General features: G+C 67.8%; 19 protein-coding genes. 7 read left to right on the forward strand and 12 right to left on the reverse strand.

Translation table 11 applies throughout. From position 1 onward, the window contains the following. Positions 1-300 precede the first annotated feature (300 nt). The 4 genes from HMPREF3165_RS11125 to dnaK form a co-directional block, all read right to left on the reverse strand. A complete protein-coding gene (locus HMPREF3165_RS11125; protein WP_070513502.1) occupies positions 301-798 on the reverse strand; it encodes a heat shock protein transcriptional repressor HspR in 498 nt (165 codons plus the stop codon). Continuing rightward, positions 795-1,838 (reverse strand): DnaJ C-terminal domain-containing protein, encoded by a 1,044-nt coding sequence (locus tag HMPREF3165_RS11130; protein WP_003788852.1) that lies wholly within the window; start codon positions 1,836-1,838, stop codon positions 795-797. The genes HMPREF3165_RS11125 and HMPREF3165_RS11130 overlap by 4 nt, the downstream gene beginning before the upstream one ends. 194 nt (positions 1,839-2,032) lie before the next feature. Next, a complete protein-coding gene (locus tag HMPREF3165_RS11135) occupies positions 2,033-2,662 on the reverse strand; it encodes a nucleotide exchange factor GrpE (protein ID WP_003788850.1) in 630 nt (209 codons plus the stop codon). After that, positions 2,659-4,518: a molecular chaperone DnaK gene (gene dnaK, locus HMPREF3165_RS11140; protein ID WP_003788848.1), complete on the reverse strand. Its 1,860-nt coding sequence runs from the start codon at positions 4,516-4,518 to the stop codon at positions 2,659-2,661. The genes HMPREF3165_RS11135 and dnaK overlap by 4 nt, the downstream gene beginning before the upstream one ends. Positions 4,519-5,343: 825 nt before the next feature. Here dnaK and HMPREF3165_RS11145 point away from each other — a divergent pair. The 3 genes from HMPREF3165_RS11145 to HMPREF3165_RS11150 all read left to right on the forward strand — a co-directional run bounded on the left by HMPREF3165_RS11145 (position 5,344) and on the right by HMPREF3165_RS11150 (position 6,336). Then, entirely contained in the window at positions 5,344-5,571 is a 228-nt protein-coding gene (locus HMPREF3165_RS11145; RefSeq protein ID WP_070513505.1) for a hypothetical protein, read from the forward strand. Between the two features lie 5 nt (positions 5,572-5,576). Beyond that, positions 5,577-5,846, forward strand: a complete 270-nt coding sequence (locus HMPREF3165_RS13060; protein WP_236750178.1) for a hypothetical protein — start codon at positions 5,577-5,579, stop codon at positions 5,844-5,846. A gap of 76 nt (positions 5,847-5,922) precedes the next feature. Further along, positions 5,923-6,336 (forward strand): serine/threonine protein phosphatase, encoded by a 414-nt coding sequence (locus tag HMPREF3165_RS11150; protein ID WP_070513507.1) that lies wholly within the window; start codon positions 5,923-5,925, stop codon positions 6,334-6,336. A 21-nt stretch (positions 6,337-6,357) separates the two neighbouring features. On the opposite strand, the gene HMPREF3165_RS11155 is transcribed toward HMPREF3165_RS11150, so the two are convergent. Beyond that, positions 6,358-7,665 carry a multidrug effflux MFS transporter gene (locus HMPREF3165_RS11155; RefSeq protein ID WP_070513510.1) on the reverse strand — a complete coding sequence of 436 codons (1,308 nt, stop codon included), beginning with the start codon at positions 7,663-7,665 and terminating at the stop codon, positions 6,358-6,360. A 130-nt stretch (positions 7,666-7,795) separates the two neighbouring features. Between HMPREF3165_RS11155 and HMPREF3165_RS11160 the strand changes: the two genes are divergently transcribed. Beyond that, the gene (locus tag HMPREF3165_RS11160; RefSeq protein WP_070513512.1) at positions 7,796-9,193 is read left to right on the forward strand and encodes an AAA family ATPase; all 1,398 of its coding nucleotides are present in this window, start codon (positions 7,796-7,798) and stop codon (positions 9,191-9,193) included. After that, entirely contained in the window at positions 9,190-10,263 is a 1,074-nt protein-coding gene (locus HMPREF3165_RS11165) for a tetratricopeptide repeat protein (protein WP_070513515.1), read from the forward strand. The genes HMPREF3165_RS11160 and HMPREF3165_RS11165 overlap by 4 nt, the downstream gene beginning before the upstream one ends. 17 nt (positions 10,264-10,280) lie before the next feature. Here HMPREF3165_RS11165 and HMPREF3165_RS11170 read toward each other — a convergent pair whose 3' ends face one another. The 5 genes from HMPREF3165_RS11170 to HMPREF3165_RS11190 all read right to left on the reverse strand — a co-directional run bounded on the left by HMPREF3165_RS11170 (position 10,281) and on the right by HMPREF3165_RS11190 (position 15,392). Beyond that, positions 10,281-11,039, reverse strand: a complete 759-nt coding sequence (locus HMPREF3165_RS11170; RefSeq protein WP_070513517.1) for an ABC transporter ATP-binding protein — start codon at positions 11,037-11,039, stop codon at positions 10,281-10,283. After that, positions 11,036-12,211, reverse strand: a complete 1,176-nt coding sequence (locus tag HMPREF3165_RS11175; protein ID WP_083303307.1) for a FecCD family ABC transporter permease — start codon at positions 12,209-12,211, stop codon at positions 11,036-11,038. Before HMPREF3165_RS11175 ends, HMPREF3165_RS11170 begins: the two co-directional genes overlap by 4 nt. After that, positions 12,211-13,383 carry an ABC transporter substrate-binding protein gene (locus tag HMPREF3165_RS11180; protein ID WP_070513520.1) on the reverse strand — a complete coding sequence of 391 codons (1,173 nt, stop codon included), beginning with the start codon at positions 13,381-13,383 and terminating at the stop codon, positions 12,211-12,213. The genes HMPREF3165_RS11175 and HMPREF3165_RS11180 overlap by 1 nt, the downstream gene beginning before the upstream one ends. 178 nt (positions 13,384-13,561) lie before the next feature. Further along, positions 13,562-14,701, reverse strand: a complete 1,140-nt coding sequence (locus HMPREF3165_RS11185) for a hypothetical protein (RefSeq protein ID WP_070513523.1) — start codon at positions 14,699-14,701, stop codon at positions 13,562-13,564. Beyond that, entirely contained in the window at positions 14,676-15,392 is a 717-nt protein-coding gene (locus tag HMPREF3165_RS11190) for an ABC transporter ATP-binding protein (RefSeq protein WP_070513526.1), read from the reverse strand. Before HMPREF3165_RS11190 ends, HMPREF3165_RS11185 begins: the two co-directional genes overlap by 26 nt. Positions 15,393-15,852: 460 nt before the next feature. Here HMPREF3165_RS11190 and HMPREF3165_RS11195 point away from each other — a divergent pair, with 460 nt between their 5' ends. Then, positions 15,853-16,884 (forward strand): phosphodiester glycosidase family protein, encoded by a 1,032-nt coding sequence (locus tag HMPREF3165_RS11195; RefSeq protein WP_070513530.1) that lies wholly within the window; start codon positions 15,853-15,855, stop codon positions 16,882-16,884. Position 16,885: 1 nt separating this feature from the next. Continuing rightward, positions 16,886-18,064: a bifunctional glycosyltransferase family 2/GtrA family protein gene (locus HMPREF3165_RS11200; RefSeq protein WP_070513533.1), complete on the forward strand. Its 1,179-nt coding sequence runs from the start codon at positions 16,886-16,888 to the stop codon at positions 18,062-18,064. Between the two features lie 156 nt (positions 18,065-18,220). On the opposite strand, the gene HMPREF3165_RS11205 is transcribed toward HMPREF3165_RS11200, so the two are convergent. Both HMPREF3165_RS11205 and HMPREF3165_RS13070 read right to left on the reverse strand, forming a co-directional pair. Continuing rightward, entirely contained in the window at positions 18,221-18,490 is a 270-nt protein-coding gene (locus tag HMPREF3165_RS11205) for a hypothetical protein (protein ID WP_070513537.1), read from the reverse strand. Further along, entirely contained in the window at positions 18,487-19,026 is a 540-nt protein-coding gene (locus HMPREF3165_RS13070; protein ID WP_256275297.1) for a RelA/SpoT domain-containing protein, read from the reverse strand. Before HMPREF3165_RS13070 ends, HMPREF3165_RS11205 begins: the two co-directional genes overlap by 4 nt. Positions 19,027-19,163: the final 137 nt, after the last annotated feature.

The following is a 19,163-nucleotide window of genomic DNA, read 5'->3' on the forward strand; positions in this document are numbered from 1 at the left end:
GATGAGCAGGAGCATGAAGCCACGGGCCACGTCGGGGGCGGGGTAGCGCACGCCCCGCGAACCGGTGAAGGAGGTCGTCATCCGCATGAGCGGAACCTTACGGGCGGTTGTCGACCGGCGGCATCCGCCCGGAGAATGAGGGGCGGGGGCCGGCCGTCTGTTCCGCCGCAGCGGCCGATGGGCTCAGTGCTGCATCAGTGCTGGCGTCTCAATGCCGCGTCCAGGACGCGCCGGCGCTCATCATTGCCCGCCGGCGCTCATCAGCGCTCGCCAGTCCCAGTCAGTGCCAATCCGTGTCGGTCAGTACCACCGGCGCACGGGCACCAAAGCAGTGCTCGCGCCTCCCGCTGTACCGGCGGCGCGTGCGCGCCCCGCCTCGGGGTGGCGCGGGGCGGGTCCGCGGCCCTGGCGGCCGGGGGCGACGACCTGGACCTCGCCGTCGGCCGCCGCCGCGAAGATCCGCTGGACGACGGCCTCGCGGCTGCGCATGCGGGCGTTGTCGGCCTCCAGCTCCTCCACGCGGGCCTCCAGGGCAAGGATGCGGCGGATGCCCTCGAGGTTGATGCCCTCCTGGGACAGGGACTGGATGCGACGCAGGCGCTCGACGTCGCGGTGGGAGTAGCGCCGACCCCGCCCGCGGGTCCGGGCGGGGCTGACCAGTCCGAGCCGGTCGTACTGGCGCAGGGTCTGGGGGTGCATCCCGGCGAGCTCGGCCGCTACCGAGACCACGTAGACCGCGCGCTCGGCGGCGTCGTCGGCCAGGTGCCCCAGGCCCTGCCCGGCCCGGTGCCGACTCACTTCGCCGCCTCCTCCATGAGGGTGGCCCGCGGGTCGGTGTCGCCCATGGCCTCATCGAAGGCCTCGAGGGCCTCCTTAGCGGCCTTGGAGAGCTTCTTGGGCACGGCCACCTGGATGGTCACCAGCAGGTCGCCGGTCTTCTTCCGAGTGGTGGCGCCCTTGCCGCGCAGGCGCATGACGGTGCCCGAGGAGGTGCCGGGCTTGATCTTGATCTTGGAGGTGCCGCCGTCGAGCAGCGGAACCTCGACCGTGGCGCCCAGGGCGGCCTCGCGCAGCGTGACCGGCAGGTCCATGCGCAGGTTGGCGCCGTCGACCGGGTCGACCGAGTACACGGGGTGCTTCTTGATGCTGATGGTCACCACCATGTCGCCGTTCTCGCCGCCGTTCAGGCCGGCTCGGCCCTTGCCGCGCAGACGGATCTTCTGGCCGTCGCGCACACCGGCCGGGATGCGGACCTTCATGGTGCGCCCGTCCGCGGTGAGCTCCACGGTGGTGCCGGCGACGGCGTCGCGCAGGTCCAGCGTCGCCGAGGTCAGGACGTCGGAGCCCTTCTGCGGCTGGGGCTGGGAGCCGAAGCCTCCGAAGCCACCGAAGCCGAAGGGGCCGGAGCGGCCACCGGAGCGGGTGGGGCTGGGGGTGCCGCCGAACATGCGCAGCAGATCGTCAAGGTCGGGCTCGCCGGCGCCGCCAGCGGTCTCGAAGCGGACGTTGCCGCCCTGGCCGCCGAACATGGAGGAGAGGATGTCCTCGAAGCCGGCGCCGCCGGCCCCTCCCGGGCCGCCGGCCTGGAAGCGGGCGCCGCCTCCGGCCATCGAGCGGATCGCGTCGTACTGCTTGCGCTCGGCCTCATCGGACAGGACCGCGTAGGCCTCTCCGATCTCCTTGAACTTCTCGGCCGCTGCGGCGTCGTCGGGGTTGCGGTCGGGGTGGTACTTCTTTGCGAGTGTGCGATAGGCCTTCTTGATCGCGGCGGCGTCGGCGTCCTTACTCACGCCGAGGACCGCGTAGAAGTCCTTCGTCATCCAGTCCTGACTGGCCATGGTCGTCTCACCGCCTCCTTATCCGGGTGATCGTGGGTTTTCCTTACTGAAGCTGAAGATTGTGGGGGTGGACGGCTCCGCGGCCCTGGGCCTGGGGCGCCCTGGTGCACCTGCCGGCCCGACGGCGGACTCAGACCCGCCAGAGCTGCTGGCTCGGGTCCGCCGTCGGGCCGGGGTGTGGGGTGCGGTGGGTATCAGGCCGGGTTGGCGACCTGGACGCGGGCGGCGCGCACGACGCGCTCACCCAGGCGGTATCCGGGCTGGAGGACCGCGGCGATGGTGGGCTCGGTGACCTCGCTGGACTCGGTGGCCATGAGGGCCTCGTGCAGCGTGGGGTCGAAGACCTCACCCACGGCGCCGAAGCGCTCCAGGGAGTACTTCTCGGCCAGGATCGACTCGAGCTTGCCGGCCGTGGTCTCGAAGGTGCCGGTCAGGTCGCCGTGCTGGCGGGCCAGCTCGATCTCGTCGAGGACCGGGATGAGGGCCTCGACGACGCCGGCGGCACCAGCGTCCCGGTGGGAGGCCGCGCCCTCACGGGAGCGGCGCACGAACCCCTGGTACTCCTGCTGGAGGTTGTAGAGGTCCGCCCGGGCCCGGGCCAGGTCGTCGGCCGCCTGAGCAGCCTGGGCCTGCGCCTGGGCCAGCGGGTCCTCCCCCGCCGCCTCATCAGAGGCGGCGTCGGCCTGGCCGGCCGCGCCCTCGGGCGAGCCCTGGGCGAGTCCTTCACGGACGTCGTCGGGGACCTCCTCGAAGGCCGACTCGACGGCCGCCTGGAGCTCGGGGTCGATGCCCTCGTTCTCGGGGGTGGGGCCGGCCGAGGTCACTTGGAGTCCTCGTCGTCGACGATCTCGGCGTCCACGATGTCCTCGTCGTCGGAGGACGTGGAGCCGGCCGAGGAGGCGGAGGCGTCACCCGCGGCCTGGGCGGCGGCGTCGGCCTGGTAGAGGGCCTCACCGACCTTCTGGGCCACCGAGTTCAGCTTCTCCTGAGCGGTCTTGACCGGCTCGATGTCGTCACCCTCGAGGGCCTTCTTGAGGTCGGCGACGGCCTCGGAGACCTCGGAGTGGACGTCCTCGGGCAGCTTGTCCTTGTTGTCCTTGAGGAGCTTCTCGATGGAGTAGGCCTGCTGCTCGGCGGAGTTGCGGGTCTCGGCGTCCTCGCGGCGCTTCTTGTCCTCCTCGGCGTGGGCCTCGGCCTCCTTGACCATACGGTCGATGTCCTCCTTGGGCAGGGCGGAGCCGCCGGAGATGGTCATGGACTGCTCCTTGCCGGTGCCGCGGTCCTTGGCCGAGACGTGGACGATGCCGTTGGCGTCGATGTCGAAGGAGACCTCGATCTGGGGCACGCCGCGGGGGGCCGGGGCGATACCGGTCAGCTCGAAGGTGCCCAGCGGCTTGTTGTCCCGGGCGAACTCGCGCTCGCCCTGGTAGACCTGGATGAGCACGGAGGGCTGGTTGTCCTCGGCGGTGGAGAAGACCTCGGAGCGCTTGGTCGGGATGGCCGTGTTGCGCTCGATGAGCTTGGTCATGACCCCGCCCTTGGTCTCGATGCCCAGGGACAGCGGCGTGACGTCGATGAGCAGGACGTCGCTGCGGTCGCCCTGGATGACGCCGGCCTGAAGGGCCGCGCCGATGGCAACGACCTCATCGGGGTTGACGCCCTTGTTGGGGTCCTTGCCGGTCAGCTCGCGCACCACGTCGGCAACGGCGGGCATGCGGGTGGAGCCGCCCACGAGGACCACGTGGTCGATGTCGGAGACCTTGACCCCGGCGTCCTTGATGACGTTGTGGAAGGGGATCTTGGTGCGCTCGAGCAGGTCCGCGGTCATCTCCTGGAAGTTGGAGCGGGTGAGCTTCTCATCGAGGTGGATGGGGCCGGACTCGCTCATGGAGAGGTACTGCAGGTTGATGTTCGTGGAGGTCGCCGAGGACAGCTCCTTCTTGGCCTGCTCGGCGGCGTCCTTGAGACGCTGCATGGCGATCTTGTCCTTGGACAGGTCCACGCCGTCCTTGCTCTTGACCTGCTTGACCAGCCAGTCGACGATGCGGGCGTCCCAGTCGTCACCGCCCAGACGGTTGTCACCGTTGGTGGCGCGCACCTGGATGGTGGAGAAGCCGTCGTCGTCCTTGCCGACCTCGAGCAGGGAGACGTCGAAGGTACCGCCACCGAGGTCGAAGACGAGGATGAGCTCGTCCTCCTTGCCCTTGTCCAGGCCGTAGGCCAGGGCCGCGGCGGTGGGCTCGTTGACGATGCGGTCCACGGTCAGGCCCGCGATGGTGCCGGCCTCCTTGGTGGCCTGGCGCTCGGCGTCGTTGAAGTAGGCAGGGACGGTGATGACCGCGTTGGTGACGGGCTCACCCAGGTAGGCCTCGGCGTCGGCCTTGAGCTTGGCCAGGATGCGGGCGCTGATCTCCTGGGCGGTGTACTTCTTGTCGTCGATCTCGACGGACCAGTCGGTGCCCATGTGGCGCTTGACCGAGGAGATGGTGCGGTCGACGTTGGTGACCGCCTGACGCTTGGCGATCTCGCCGACGAGGATCTCGCCGGACTTGGAGAAGGCGACGACGGAGGGGGTGGTGCGACCGCCCTCGGCGTTCGGGATGATGGTGGGCTCGCCACCCTCGAGGACGGCGATAGCAGAGTTGGTGGTACCCAGGTCGATACCGACAGCGCGTGCCATGTGATGTGCTCCTTGTGGTTGCTGGTTTGTGGTCAGTTGATGTCTGTTGTGAGGGCCGGAGGTTCCGGCGCCTTCAGGTTGAGTCGTATGCACTCAGGATTGTGATTGAGTCCGGCTCTGTCAACTTGACTGCATACAACCTTGAGTCTGACTGGCTCAACCCTGGCGGGCCGCAGTCCATTCCCAGGGCCGACAGTGACCTGCAACACAGGCCTGCCATGCGAACACAGCACGAGCCACTTGCCTCGCGAAGCGCCCTGGCCGCGACAGGATGACGGACGGTTCCGGCCGCGTCAGGCGGCGCATCCCAGCCACATACGGGGACTGCGATACGCGCCGAGGACTGCGCATTCCCACAGATGACTGAGGCCCCACCCGAGAGTTCTGTGGGAGAACGCAGTCCTCGGCGCGAAAGTACGTTCTCGATCAGCCCACCCAGCCCCACGCACCACCGACGTGTCACGATTGGCGACTTTTCAGAGCCCACCAACCTCGCCCCGCCACACTCCCCCTCCCCGCAACCAGCCCTGACCAGCACCGACGCCCCACGTCACCTCTGCGAGGTTGCCGGTAGATGCCGTACCGGCCCCGGAAAAGTCGCCAATCGTGACACCAATCCACAGAAGTGACAGACCTACGCCGATGTGGCGGCACCCATCAGCCCGGCAGCCTGGCACGCATGAGCGCCCCGCTCCACGCCGATGTCAGCCAAGGCATCTGCGGCATCCGCACGCTCACCGGGCAGTCGAAACTGCGACAACCACCAGCGCCGCCCCAGGACCACACCGCTCGACCACACAGCGCATCACAAGTTACCTTGGAGCTGTGGACGATCCGATCATTGCCAGATCGGCGCTGAAGCACGGCCTGAGCGAGGCCGACATCCTTTACGCCTATCACCACCCCATCCGAGCCTGGGACATGGGAGATGGTTTCACTATGCTCCTGGGAGCCAACCGGGCTGCCCTTGTTCTCGAGATTGGTTACATTCAAGGCATCACAGCAATCGTCATCGTCCACGCCATGCGTGCCCGAGAGAAGTTTCTGAGGTGATGACGATGCCCCGTACTGTTGACGAGATCCTGGCACATGCCGACGAGCTGGCCGCCCGCTTCGAGAACTACGAACCAGTCGCAGCCGATGAGGTCGACGTGGCCGCATTAGCGGCCTTGCGAGACGCAGTTGCTGAACAGGCCCAGGCCGAACGACATGTCCTTGATGCCATCAGAGGTGCTCGGGATGCTGGGATGTCCTGGGCGGCCATTGGAAATATGGTCGGAACCTCCGGTGAGGCAGCCCGTCAGCGCTATCAGCCACTCGTGGCTTGAAGTAGATCAGGCCACGTCGGAAGCAACAGGCCTGCGCTGATGGGGAGGCATTCGCCAGCCCGATAACCTGGCACGCATGAGCGCCCCGCCACCGGAAGGCCTGCCCGATCCCGAGGACGTCTTCGACCACCTGCGTCGCGAGGACGGCGAGCATGTGGGCTATATCGAGATGAGTGCGGACGGCCGGTTCATCCCGTATGACCGGCTGTGGGTCCGGCGCGGCGAGGCCATGGAGCTCGACGAGGCCGAGGCGGCCCTGGACGCGATCGGCCTGCGGCTTCTGGCGGAGGACTGGCTCCTTGAGGAGGACGATCTGCAGACGGGCGAGGCGAGCTGGACCCGGGTCAGGATCCGCGAGGTTCACCGGGACCGCGTCATCGTCGCCAGGGCGATGGAGGACCTCTCGGCCACCAACATCGCCAAGTCCGTAGACCTCATCGGCGCCACCGAGCTGCCTCTTCCGACGACGCGGCTGCGCTCAGCCTCCTGAGTGCGCTGCCGGCCGAAGCCGTCACTGGCCCAGGCGCCGCTGTCGGCGCTCGGTCACCTGAGCGGCCAGGCGTTGCTTCTCGCCCCGCTCGCGCAGGCCGAAGACCGCCAGGACATTGGCGACGGCACCGACGGCCACGATGACGACGCCGAAGGCCACACCGCTGGCCTCACCGGTCAGCCCCACCAGCGGGCTGACGAGCCCACCGACGACGAACTGCAGAAAACCGAGCAGCGCGGAACCGGTTCCCGCCCACCGACCCGTGCGGTCGAGCGCGAGCGCCGGGGCGTTGCCCATCGACAGCCCCAGGCAGGCCACGTGCGCCAGGAAGAGGGCCACGACCGCCACCAGCAGCGGCATCCGCTCTGACCCGGTCACCGGCTCGCGCAGCCACAAGAGGCAGACCCCCGCGAAGACCGTGTCGACGACCAGCCCCGCGATGAGCCCGACCCGCACCTGGCGGGCCTGGGAGAAGCGGCGCACGAGCGACGCCGCCACCGCGATCGTCACCGTCACCGTCGCCCCGCACAGCCCGAAGACCGCCGTATAGGCCACCGTCCCCATGCCCAGCACGTTGCGCAGGACGAAAGGAGCCGCAGACAGGTAGGCCATGAGCAGCCCGAAGGACAGGGCATTAATGAACAGCAGACGCACGAGGACATGGTCGCGGGCCAGCTCACGGGTGCCGTCGAGCAGCATCCGCAGGCCGCCGTCGTGACGCCGCTCGGCGGGCAGGGACTCCGGCACCCAGAGAAGGACCATGACCACGAGCAGCCCGGTGAAGGCGGCCACGACTCCCAGGATGCCGCGCCACCCGATGGGCTCGACGAGCACGCCCCCGAGAATCGGCGCCACCACCGGGGCGATCCCCTGAATCGCCATGACGACGCTGAGGGCCCGTGCGGCGGTGATCCCACGGGAGCGGTCGGAGATGACTGCCCGCCCCAGGACCATCCCGGCCGCGCCCCCGAGCCCCTGGAAGAAGCGGGCGATGAGGAGAACGGGCAGGCTCGGGGACAGGGCAGCGCCGATGCTGGCGGCCAGGGCGAGCACACTGCCCCACAGCAGCAGGGGACGCCGGCCGACGCGATCGGACAGGACCCCGATACCCAGCTGGCCGAGCGCGATGCCCACGAGGAACGTGGTCATCGTCAGCTGAACGCTGGAGGCGGAGACGCCCAGGTCATCGGCCATCTGGGCGAAGGCCGGCAGGTAGGCGTCGGTGGCCAGAGGTGCGACGGCCGCGAGCGCGGCCAGAGCGATGAGGAGCGTGGCGGGGAAGGTCGTCCTCAGCCCGTGGTCGGACGGAGTGGCCGGCGAAGCTGTCATGCCCTGAGAGTACGGAGAGTTCCGACCGAGGCGTCAGTACGCCCATGCGTGACGCGGTGCACGGCGTGGCCGGATCGTTCCGCACAGTGACGCCAATACCTGTCACCCTTCCCGGTTCTAGACTGGCCGGGTGACCGATCCCCTGATTGAATCCCTGACGCGTGCCGTAGAAGCCACTCCCGACGACGTCCGGCTGCGCACCCACCTGGCCGAGCTCCTCGTCGATGCCGACCGCAACGCTGAAGCAGTCACCCACTGCGCAGTCGCCCTTCAGTACGCCCCCACCGATGAGCGTGCCCGCACCATCATGGCCAGGGCACTCTCACTGCAGGCCGCGCAACCACCCGTGGGGCAGCCAGCAGAGCCGGCGCCCAGCGCAGCGTCACCAATCGACGTCCCGCACGACTCACCAATTCCCACCCAGGTCGCCGCCCCGTCCGCCCCCAGCTCTCCAGAGGCTCCTGCCCCCAAGGACTCGACAGCATCGGACGACTTCAAGGACTTCGACTGGCAGCGGGCCGAGAAGGACTTCGACGGCGGACCCGCCGCTCCCTTCGTATCCTCAGAGTCCTCCGAGAAGTCCTCCGGCTCCGACTCGGCTCTCTCCGAGTCGCACCTGGTCAGTAACGACAACTACAGCCTCCCGGGGGACTGGGAGGTGGAGCGGGCCGATATCTGCCTGGCCGACGTCGGCGGCATGGTCGAGGTCAAGAACCGGCTCGAGGCCTCCTTCCTGGCCCCGATGCGCAATCCCGAGCTGCGCCGGCTCTACGGCAAGAGCCTGCGCGGCGGCCTGCTCCTATACGGTCCGCCCGGAACGGGGAAGACCTTCATCGCCCGCGCCATCGCCGGCGAGATGGGTGCTGGTTTCTTGTCGGTGACGCTCACTGACATCCTCGACCATTACATGGGCATCTCCGAGAACAACCTCCACAGGATCTTCCAGAAGGCGCGCAACCACGCTCCCTGCGTCCTCTTCCTCGACGAGATCGACGCTCTCGGAATCAAGCGCTCACTCACACGCAACTCAGGTATGCGCAGTGTCGTCAACCAGCTCCTCGAAGAGCTCGACGGCATCGGTAACGACAATGATGGCGTCTACATCCTGGCCGCCACCAACACCCCCTGGGACATCGATCCGGCGCTGCGCCGGCCGGGGCGGCTGGACCGGACCCTGCTCGTCCTGCCGCCGGATGAGCCGGCGCGCGCCACCATTCTGCACACGCACTTGCGCGAGCGTCCCGTGGAGGGCATCGACCTGCAGGTCCTGGCGCGCATGACCGAGGGGCTGACCGGAGCGGACCTGTCGCACGTGTGCGACTCCGCTGCGGAGAAGGCGCTCATCGACTCGGTGCGCACCGGCCGGCCTCGGTTGATGAACATGCAGGACATGTACGCGGCCATCCAGGAGGTCCGCCCCTCGACCGGCCCCTGGTTCGAGACCGCTCGCACCGTCATCGAGTACGCCGATTCCTCCGGGGAGTATGCGGATCTGCGCGAGTGGATGAAGCGGCACCGCATGTTATGAGCGAGGACCAGTACAGCCAGGAGGTCACTCGGGCCGGTTGGCTCATCGAAGTCGGTCAGTACGAGCGGGCCATGCAGATCCTCGCTCATCTGCTCGCCGGCTACCCGGACAATGCCAGCATCACGTACAAGGTCATGGCGCTCGCCCACAACAGTGTGGACCGCTTCGGGGACGCCGAGGCCGCGGCCCGCAAGGCCCTGGCGGTGCAACCGAATGATCCTGATGCCCACCGGCTTCTGGCTGAGGCCCTGATCGCCCAGGACCGCGATCCGGAGGCGGAGCCCTCTCTGAGGACGGCCCTGCAGCTGGCCCCCGAGGATGATGCACTGCTCTCCCTCATGTCCATGGCGCTGACCAGGATGGGGCACACACAGGAGGCCCTGTTCTACGCCCGCGAGGCCGCCAGGCTCTCACCGGGTTCAGCTGACAACCACATGATTCTGGCAGTGGCGCAGATGGAGACCGACCCGCAGGCGGCGGAGACCGCCCTGCAGGAAACGCTCGCACTCGACCCCATGTTCGACGACGCCCTCCTCCTGCGATCCTGGATGCTCGATGAGCGCGGAAACCACCACGACGCCGCCAAGGCGCTCGCCGCGTACACGACCCAGACCTCCGACCATGAGAGGTCACGTCTCATGGTCGACGCCTTCCTCATGAAGCTCACCAGCAGCGCGTGCCTCGGGTTGTGGGGGGCCACGATCCTGACGCTGCTGTTCCTGCCGCTCGTCAGGTCCATGAACCTGCCCGGCAATCTCCTGCTTCTGCCGCTGATCCTGGCGGCGATCCCCACGTATCAGTCGGCCAACTCACGCATTCGGGCGTTTCGGCGCGCATTCACCAGCCGTAGCGGGCGAATACTGCGTTCCTTCATCCGGACCCATCGATTCCTCAGCCTGTGGTCCGCCGCAGCCGTCGTTCTCTGGCTGGGGCTCGTCCTCGGCACCGTCTGTGCGATACGGGGGGCCGACGCCGTTCTCTTCGGCGTGGCCGGAGCCAGCCTTGGTCACCTGGCGCTCGGCTGGATCGTTCTCCGGATCATCCCCTTCATCCGAGGCCGGAACGCCTGACGGCGCCAGGCCCCCGCTCAAGCCCCCTGCTCGGCCTCGGGGGCGACCATGACGTGGTCGCCGTCGGGCACGATCCGCACTCGCAGCCCGTAGACCTCGGCGAGGATGTCGGGCTGAAGCACCTCGGCGGGCGATCCCTCGGCGCGGATCGTCCCGCCGGCGAGGATAGCGAGGCGGTCGCAGAAGCGGGCCGCCAGGTTGAGGTCGTGCAGGGCGACGACGGCGAGGCGCCCGGTGTCCCGGTGGCAGATCCGGCGCACGTGGGAGAGCACCGAGACCTGGCGGCGCAGGTCGAGCGCGGAGGTGGGCTCGTCGAGCAGGATGAGTCCGGGCTCGCGCACGAGCGTCTGGGCCAGGGCGACAAGCTGGCGCTGCCCACCGGAGAGCTGACCCAGTGGGCGGTCGGCCAGCTCGGCCACCCCGAGCTCGTCCAGGGCGCTCCAGGCCAGGTCGATATCGGCCCGGCTCGTGTGCCAGGTCATGCCGCGCCGCGAGGCGGTGAGCACCGACTCCAGCGCGGTCAGGGCGGCGTCGCCGGGCAGGCCCTGCGGCATGTATCCGATCATGCCGCGCAGATCATGACCCGGGCGCCCGGCGAAGGTCACCTCCCCCAGGTGGCGGCGCAGCTGGGCCACGCAGGTGACCAGGGTGGACTTGCCGGCGCCGTTGGGGCCGAGCAGCCCGACCGTCTGGCCCGTCTCCCAGGTGGCATCGACGCCCTGGAGGACGACCCGCCTGCCGTAGGAGAAGGTGAGGTCGTTCAGGATGAGGCTCATGAACCGCTCCTGACCGCCGAGCGCTGGCGCCCGAAGATGATGGTGAGGAACACCGGCACACCCACCAGGGCGGTCAGGATGCCGACGGGTACGGCGACACCCGGCACGATGAGCTGGCTGGCGGTGTGAGCCGCGGTCAGCAGGGTGGCGCCGCACAGGATGGAGGCGGGCACGAGGAAGCGCTGGTCCTCCCCCACCAGGCCGCGGGCCATGTGCGGCCCCACGAGTCCCACGAATCCGATGATCCCGACGAAGGCCACGGACAGGGCGGCCAGCAACGAGACGCCGACCAGGGTCCACGCGCGCAGGCGTGCCACGTTGATGCCCATGGCTGCGGCGCGCGCCTCCCCCAGGGTGATGGCGGTCAGCCGCCAGCCGTTGACCCAGAAGACGGGCGTGGCCACGAGCAGGGCCGCCGAGACGGTGGCCACGGCTGGCCAGGTGGCGCGCATGAGGGAGCCCATTGACCAGAACACGATCTGCTGGAGGCTCTCGGTGGAGGCCCGGTACTGCACGAGCGCCAGGAGCGCCTGGCAGCTGAAGACCAGGGCGATGCCCAGCAGGATCGTCATCTCCTTGGTCACCGAGGGCAGCCTCGAGACCATCGCGATGGTGAGGGAGGCCGCCAGCCCCGCCGTCATCGCCACGATCGGCAGGGTGGCGCCGGTGGCCACCGGCAGCACGAGGCCCGTGACGATGGCCAGCGCCGCCCCCAGGGCCGAGGCCGCCGAGATCCCCAGGGTGAAGGGCTCGGCCAACGGGTTGTCGAGGATCGTCTGCATCTGCACGCCGGCCAGGGACAGTGCCCCACCGACCAGGACCGCGAGCAGCGCCGGCGGCAGGCGCAGATTGATGACGATGTTGGCGACCCAGGGGTCGTAGTCGGCGTCGAAGAGGGCTCCGAGCACCTGGGCCGGGCTGAACCCCAGGGGCCCCACCATGAGGGCCACGAGGAAGACGGCCAGGAGCAGGGTGGCCAGCCCCAGGAGCATCGCGACGCGCCGCGCAGTTCGACGGCGGTAGGAGGCGTAGGCCGACGCCGCCATGTCCGTGGGCGTATCGGCCGGCCCGTCGGCCTTCGTCGTCGACGCCGCACCGTCCGGTACCCGGCCGGTATCGGACTGGTGCGCTGCGACGTCGTCGGAAGGAGCCGTGACGTGGGGGTCCCCCATCAGATCGCGGCGAAGAAGACGCCCTCGGCCTTCCAGGGCATGTGCTGGTCGTGGAAGTCCTTCCAGACCTTGGCAGGGTCAACGTCGGAGAAGGCCTCAGGGTTCTGCCACTTGGCGAAGGTGAGGTAGGCGATGAAGTTGTAGGGGGCGTCGTAGAACTGGTGGTAGATGCCGTAGACGTGCCGGTCGGTGAAGGCCTGGATCTGGTCGTAGCCGGGCTGGTTCTTCAGCTGCTCCAGGCTGGCCTTGGCGGAGGCCTCGTCGGCCTTGTAGCCGAGGTGGACGTAGCTGGTCTGGGCGGTGTCCTTGATCTTCTGCTGCTGCCACTCGCCGCCGGTGGCGATGATGTTCTTGGGGTTGGAGGCGATGACCTGCTCGGGGGTGAGCACGCCCTCCTCCCCGGACAGGAGGCTGTCGGCGATGTTGGTGCCGCCGGTGGCGGTGACGATCGCACCCAGGTTCGCGGTGGAGTAGGTGGCGCCGGGGTCGTTGACGCCCGGGCTGCGCCACAGGAAGGTGGTGGGCTTGGAGGACAGGGACTTCGCCTTGGCCACGATGGGATCGACCTGCTTCTTGTAGAAGTTGACGAAGGTCTCGGCCTCCTTGCGTTTGTCGAAGACGGCGCCCATGAGGGTGACCGAGGGGACGGTGTTCTTCACCGGGTCGCGACGGAAGTCGGTGACGACGTAGGTGATCTTCTGGCCATCCAGCTTCTCGAGGTAGCCCTTCTCCTTGGCGGAGTTGTAGGCGTCCAGGGTCATGATGAAGACGTCGGGCTTGTAGCTCACCAAGGTCTCGATGGGCAGGCCGTCCTTGGCGATGTTGCCGATCTTCGGCAGGTCGGCGGCCTTGGGGGCCACGGAGAGGACCTTCTCGTAGAAGTCGGGGGCGGCCTTCTGGAGGTCCTCGCCCCAGGCGACCACCTTGTCGATGGGGTTGGTCTTGTTGAGGAAGGCCAGGGAGTAGACGTGGCGGGACTCGCTCAGGACGATCCTCTTGGGCTGGGCGCTGAAGGTGACCTTACGGCCGACGACGTCGGTGACCTCGAAGCCGCCGCCGGAGGCGCCCGCCGAGGCGCCGGCGCTGGAGCCCTTGCCGGCGCGGGAGGCGACTCCGCAGCTGGCGAGGACGGCGGTGAGCGGGAGGGCCATGATCAGGGTACGACGGCGCATGAGAGTCCTTCGGTGAGGCGAGGGCGAACACGAAGCACCTAGGACCTTAGGGCCACCTCAGTTAATTTGCCAAGGGACATCATCTAATTTTAGTAAGGTCATACAAATCTTACGGGAGGTATGTAGAGGTTGGCACAGGTGCCGAGCGCGACGAGTCGCCGCAGGCCGAGCGGGCCGGCTACGGCGCGAGCGCATGGACGACCATGACGGCGAGCAGCGCCGCAGCCGGCGGGAGGTACTTGCGTGGGTGACGCATGACGTCACGTTCGGACTTCCAGCCCGTCAGCGGGCGGTAGACCTCCAGGAGGACCGCCGTCGACGCCCCGGCAAGCGAGACCACCACTCCGGCTGCAACCACCTCCGCAAGACCGCCTCCCAGCCAAACGATCAGTGCACCCACCAGACAGTTGGACATCATGTACAACAGTGTGAGGTCTCGGGCATAAGCGACGAGGACCCGCCTCGATCCGGGGGCGGCCATCACCACGGTGCGAGTGCTGAGGTAGCGGGAGAAGTAGGCGTTCAGTGGCGTGTTAACGACGACGAAGGCCATGGGCAGTGGGATCGTCAGACCGCGGCGGGCCATGGTGTAGGTGAAGAAGAGGCCGACGACGAGCATCATGAAAGTGTTGACTTGCGTGGTGCGCACGGTGGCCAGCTCACCGAGGACCAGGCTGCGACGGCTACGGACGGTTCCCACCTGCGTTCGGCGCACCCGCAACCCATCGGTGCAGCCGAGCATCGCCACGACGCAGACGGCAAAGAGGAGAGCCGAGGCCGCAGGCGCGAGCCACCAGAGGAGCGTTCCGACGGCGAGGGCCCCACCGGCTGCCCAGCGCAGCCCGATCCGCTCTCCCGCCCACAGAGTCAGCCCCAGCGACGAGGCTCCGAGCCCGACGACGACCATCTCCACCGCCGTCGTCGCGGCAATACCCACCTCAGAACTCGGGCCGCCCCTCCCGCCGTCGGCCAGCGTGATGAATAGGGTGATGGGCACAACCGCCTCCAGCAGGATGACGGCGCCGGCCACGAGGCAGGTGGCTCGGGCGAGCTCGTCGCGTCGGAGCGGGAAGCGGGCCAGGTCGTCCCAGCGGCCGGAGCCGATCCAGGTCGAGGCGATCGTGGCCGACAGGCCAACGGGGGCCAGGACCAGTCCGGTGACAGCGATGCGCGGGTTGACGCGGAGGTCGGTCGACGTCCCGAACCAAGCGGCCAGAGCGCACAGGATGACGGCGCTCAAGACGGTCTGACGCCCCACGAACTGCCCGGTCACCGCCTTCAGGGCGGCCCGGCTAACTGACCAGCGCCGCCACGGCATCGGAGTCCTCAGGAGTGGAGAAGGGGCCGGTCATTCGGCCGGCGGAGAGCACGTAGAGGCGCCGAGTGCAGCGGGTGAAGGACTCGGCGATGTGGGAGCTGAGCAGGACCGAGCGGCCGGATGCGGCGGCGGCGTTGATGCTGCGGTACAGGAACTCGGTGGCGGCGAAGTCGAGAAAGTCGACGGGCTCGTCCAGGAAGAGGAGGGGCGTGGTCAGGTAGAAGGCGGCGATGAGGTTAGCCTTCTTCCGTGAGCCGCTGGAGAGGCGGGAGAAGGCTGTGGTCCGGTAGCGGCCGTAGTCGAAGCCCTCAATCAGCTCCTCGAGGCGGCCACGGTCCGGGCGCAGGCGATAGGCGTGCTCGAGGAAGCCGATGAAGGCATCCAGGTTCCAGGTGGGGAAGGAGGAGTCGTCGGCGAGGCTGAGGTAGCGGGCGGCCTTGAAGCGCTCGTCGCCCGGGCGCACCTCCCGCCCCCGATAGCGCAGCACATCGAAGCGCGTTCCACGGTGGACGTCGCACAAGGAGGTGAGCATCGTAGTCTTGCCGGCGCCGTTAAGACCGATGAGCCCCACGGCCTCGCCGGCCTCGAGGACGAAGGAGACGTCGGTGAGAACCGGTCGGTCTCGCTCGTACCAGGCGGACAGGCCCTCGACCTCAAGGAGGTGGGCCGGGGCATCGCCGACGGCGCTCATGACCTCGGAGGCGTCCGGTCGTCTCGACCACGGCCTCTACCGTCGGAGGATGAACGGGCCAGCTGGATCAGGAAGAGCGCGGCAACAGCAATGGCGATGACCATGGCCGAGGTATCTCCCCGCCGGAAGGAGACGACAGCCACCATCACGTTGAGCACCACAACCACAATGCGAATAATGCGCAGAGTCCGTTCCGACAATACGACCGCCTCCTTTGTCGCAGATTCTCACGGCGGGCACCATCTACGGGCACCAGCTACCCGATCCCCTTTCACTGTATGCGCAGGCCAGGACCCTTGGAAGGATTTCAGGGACCATCTGCGCGCAGGACTCTCACCCTCCGGGAGTATTGACACCTGACGCGACGCCATTCTCCGCGTCGTTCCACCAGCCGCGGCTTCACAGGAGACCCACAAGGTCAACCTACGTCTGGCATACGCGGGGCCGACACGGTTGAGTCATGCACAGCTCCGACACCCTCAGCCCGCCCGAGTCACCCCAGTCCAGCCAGAACCACGACTCCGGCCGGCGCGACCGCTCCTCGAAGTCCAGCAAGCACCCGCGCCGCCGCTTCCTCCTGGGTGGCGCCGCCGTCCTGGGTCTGGCCGCCACCGGCACCAGCGCCTGGGCGCTCAACCGCTTCGTCATCGAACACGTGGAGGTCGGCGACGTCACCGCGCTGGAGGCCAAGGCGCAGAACGCGGCCAACTCCTCGGCGACCCCGGCCACGAACGTGACGGTCGGTGACAACTCCTACTCCTCATCGAATACGAGCATCAAGATTGAGCAGGTCTCCACCGGCTCGGGCAGCGACACCGTCACCTACTACGTGGCCGACGTCAAGCTCACCAACGCCACCGACCTGCGCAGCGCCTTCGCCAACAACTCCTACGGAACCAACATCGTCGCCAAGCCCACCACGATGGCCTCCGAGCACGACGCCGTCCTGGCCATCAACGGCGACTACTACGGCTTCCGCAGCGACGGCATCCTCATCCGCAACGGCGTCATCTACCGCGACAGCGGAACACGTGACGGCATGGCGTTCTACAGCGACGGGCGCGTGGAGGTCTACGACGAGACCACCACCAAGGCGCAGACGCTCCTGGACGCGGGCGTGTGGAACACGCTGTCCTTCGGGCCGGCGCTGGTCAACAACTCCAAGGTGCTCTCCGGTATCGACCAGGTCGAGGTGGACACCAACGTCGGCAACCACTCCATCCAGGGCAAGCAGCCGCGCACCGCCGTGGGGTGGGTGGAGACGAACCACCTCAAACTCGTCGTCGTCGACGGCCGCAACGAGGGCTACTCGCGCGGCGTGACCATGACCGAGCTCGCCCAGATCATGGCCGACCTGGGGTGCGCCTGCGCCTACAACATCGACGGCGGCGGCTCGTCAGCCATGTACTTCAACGGCTCGATCATCAACCAGCCCTCCAACGGGGGCGAGCGCGACACCTCCGACATCCTCTACATCGCGAACGGAGCCTGAGATGAACGGCACCGACACAGCCCTTCAGATCTCGCCGCGCATCCTGCCGCGGGTCATCGCCCCCGCGAACCGGACCGCTGCCAATCGGACGGCGGGCAACCGGTTCGTGGGCAACGAGACAACGACGCGGACCGGGGGCGAGCGCCGTCCCCGGGCGGCGGTGGCGCTCGTGGTTCTCATCCCGGCCTACAAGCCCGATGAGCGCCTGGCCGTGCTCGTGGCCCGTCTGCGCGGTGCGCGCCGGGACTGCGCGGTGCTGGTCGTCGACGACGGCTCGGGGCCGCAGTACGCGCCCTTCTTCTCCGCCGCCCGCGCCCGGGGCGCCGAGGTCGTCAGCTCCCCGGTCAACCAGGGCAAGGGTCAGGCGCTGCGCACGGGCCTGGCTCACGCGGCCGCCACCTGGCCCGAGGCGGACGTGGTGTGCGCCGACGCCGACGGGCAGCACACGCCGTCGGACATTGAGGCCGTGGCCGCGCGGGTGCGCGAGACCGGGCACATGACCCTGGGGGTGCGGCGCTTCACCGGGCCGGTTCCGCTGCGCAGCCGGATCGGTAACGACGTGACTGCCCTGCTGTTCCGGGGCGCGACCGGCTGGAGGCTGGGTGACACCCAGACGGGTCTGCGCGGCTACCCCGCCGGGCGGCTGGCGTGGCTGCAGGAGGTTCCCGGGGACCGCTACGAGTACGAGCTCTCCGCGCTGCTGCGCGCCCACGAGCTGGGGATGGTGGTGGAGCAGGTGGAGATCGCCACGGTCTACGAGCCGGGCAACACCTCCTCCCACTTCCGGCCGGTGCAGGACTCGGCGCGGATCTATGCTCCGCTGCTGCGGTTCATGGGGGCGTCGCTGGCGAGCTTCGGGATCGACTGGCTGGGTGTCATGGTCATCTTCGCGATGACGGGCAGCCTGCTGGCGGCGGTCGTGGGGGCGCGGCTGGTGTCCGGGACGGCGAACTTCTTCATGAATCGCCGGGTCTTCCGGGCGCGGCGCGGGACCGTGGTGCGCACGGCGGTGCGGTACACGGTCCTGGCGGTGAGCCTGCTGGCGGCCAGCTACCTGATGCTCAAGGCGTTCACAGCGGTCGGAATTCCGCTGGGGATCGCCAAGGTTCTCGGCGACGGGGCCATCTACGTGACCAGCTATGTGGCGCAGCGCCGGCTGGTGTTCAAGGAGCGGAGGTGAGGCGGACCCTGGACGGTTGGGGCGACCAGGGCGCTGCCGGCCTCCGCGAGGTCGTACCGTAGGTCTCGAGGTCGTACCCCTACCCCTCGATCTCACGCCCTAAGGTACGACCTCGCGCCCACCCCTCGGTCAGGGAACCGGCTCAGTGCACGGCAGTCAGCTCACGCCTGCGCGAATCTCATCAAGGAGGCGCGCGGCTGATCCGGTGAAGTAGGTGCTGTGCGTGACTTTAATCGTCTCCAATGATTCAGCTCCGACAAGCACGATGTCCATCTCAGGGCGATCCTGGTACTCGATCTCAGCGGCACGGTACGCAGTAGTTGCGGCCACGGCATCATCTCCGAACGACTCGTGAGACAAGAGCTCGTCTCGCCTACGGTCATAGATGAGAAGGAACTGCTGGATGGAACCAGTTCTGGCGCTCATATGCTCTCTCCTCCGAACATGGGTCCAACATTCTTACCAAGTCCTGCCAGTTCCTCAGCAATCAGCGCACTGAGACGCTCGAACTGTTGCCGATCCTCATGAACTGGAATCTCACCAGCATCGAGAGCAATGTACATCTTTGCGGTGAGTCTCGCATACTCTTGGACCAAGGATTCTCCGTCCTGCTTATAGTTGGTACCGAAAGCAGCACTCAGCCCTTCGACGCGTTGCGCCCACTGATGCATGCGCTGAGTACGCAGTTGAATCTCAATGAGCCGTTGATCCTGCTCAACAACCACGTGCACAGCTCGATAGCCCGATGCTCGCGGCCTGCCCACGTAGTCCGAGGTGCGTCTCACTGCCTCCGCCCAACGCTCACGTACACATGCCTCCAAACGACGCAACTCACTGATTTCGTTCGAAGACAACACCACGCGACAACCACCAATGTCCTGCATTCGTGACAGGTCCAGCTTCGACTCCCTGGAAGTGATCTTCTCCAGGATCGTAGGCATACGTTTGAGACGTTGACTCACTTCACCCTGAATCTGGTGGACTTCCAGAAGAGTTGCTCATTCGCCGCTTGTGGCCTCCAGTGGGCCGGCGAAGGAGGCCCGAAAGGCGCTAACGATGGCAAGCGCCCGCTCCACCTCTTCCTGAGATGCCTTCCCCT

The sequence above is a fragment of the Actinomyces sp. HMSC08A09 genome, from assembly GCF_001807465.1.
In the GTDB taxonomy this organism is placed as follows: Bacteria; Actinomycetota; Actinomycetes; order Actinomycetales; family Actinomycetaceae; genus Actinomyces; species Actinomyces oris.

Coding starts and splice junctions, on each gene's coding strand:
- HMPREF3165_RS11130 (WP_003788852.1), bottom strand. CDS start 1,838: ATGGCCAGTCAGGACTGGATGACGAAGGACTTCTACGCGGTCCTCGGC.
- HMPREF3165_RS11170 (WP_070513517.1), bottom strand. CDS start 11,039: ATGAGCCTCATCCTGAACGACCTCACCTTCTCCTACGGCAGGCGGGTC.
- HMPREF3165_RS11205 (WP_070513537.1), bottom strand. CDS start 18,490: ATGAGCGCCAGAACTGGTTCCATCCAGCAGTTCCTTCTCATCTATGAC.
- HMPREF3165_RS11175 (WP_083303307.1), bottom strand. CDS start 12,211: ATGGGGGACCCCCACGTCACGGCTCCTTCCGACGACGTCGCAGCGCAC.
- HMPREF3165_RS11190 (WP_070513526.1), bottom strand. CDS start 15,392: ATGAGCGCCGTCGGCGATGCCCCGGCCCACCTCCTTGAGGTCGAGGGC.
- HMPREF3165_RS11155 (WP_070513510.1), bottom strand. CDS start 7,665: ATGACAGCTTCGCCGGCCACTCCGTCCGACCACGGGCTGAGGACGACC.
- HMPREF3165_RS11150 (WP_070513507.1), top strand. CDS start 5,923: ATGAGCGCCCCGCCACCGGAAGGCCTGCCCGATCCCGAGGACGTCTTC.
- HMPREF3165_RS13060 (WP_236750178.1), top strand. CDS start 5,577: ATGCCCCGTACTGTTGACGAGATCCTGGCACATGCCGACGAGCTGGCC.
- dnaK (WP_003788848.1), bottom strand. CDS start 4,518: ATGGCACGCGCTGTCGGTATCGACCTGGGTACCACCAACTCTGCTATC.
- HMPREF3165_RS11195 (WP_070513530.1), top strand. CDS start 15,853: ATGCACAGCTCCGACACCCTCAGCCCGCCCGAGTCACCCCAGTCCAGC.
- HMPREF3165_RS11180 (WP_070513520.1), bottom strand. CDS start 13,383: ATGCGCCGTCGTACCCTGATCATGGCCCTCCCGCTCACCGCCGTCCTC.
- HMPREF3165_RS11165 (WP_070513515.1), top strand. CDS start 9,190: ATGAGCGAGGACCAGTACAGCCAGGAGGTCACTCGGGCCGGTTGGCTC.
- HMPREF3165_RS11185 (WP_070513523.1), bottom strand. CDS start 14,701: ATGCCGTGGCGGCGCTGGTCAGTTAGCCGGGCCGCCCTGAAGGCGGTG.
- HMPREF3165_RS11200 (WP_070513533.1), top strand. CDS start 16,886: ATGAACGGCACCGACACAGCCCTTCAGATCTCGCCGCGCATCCTGCCG.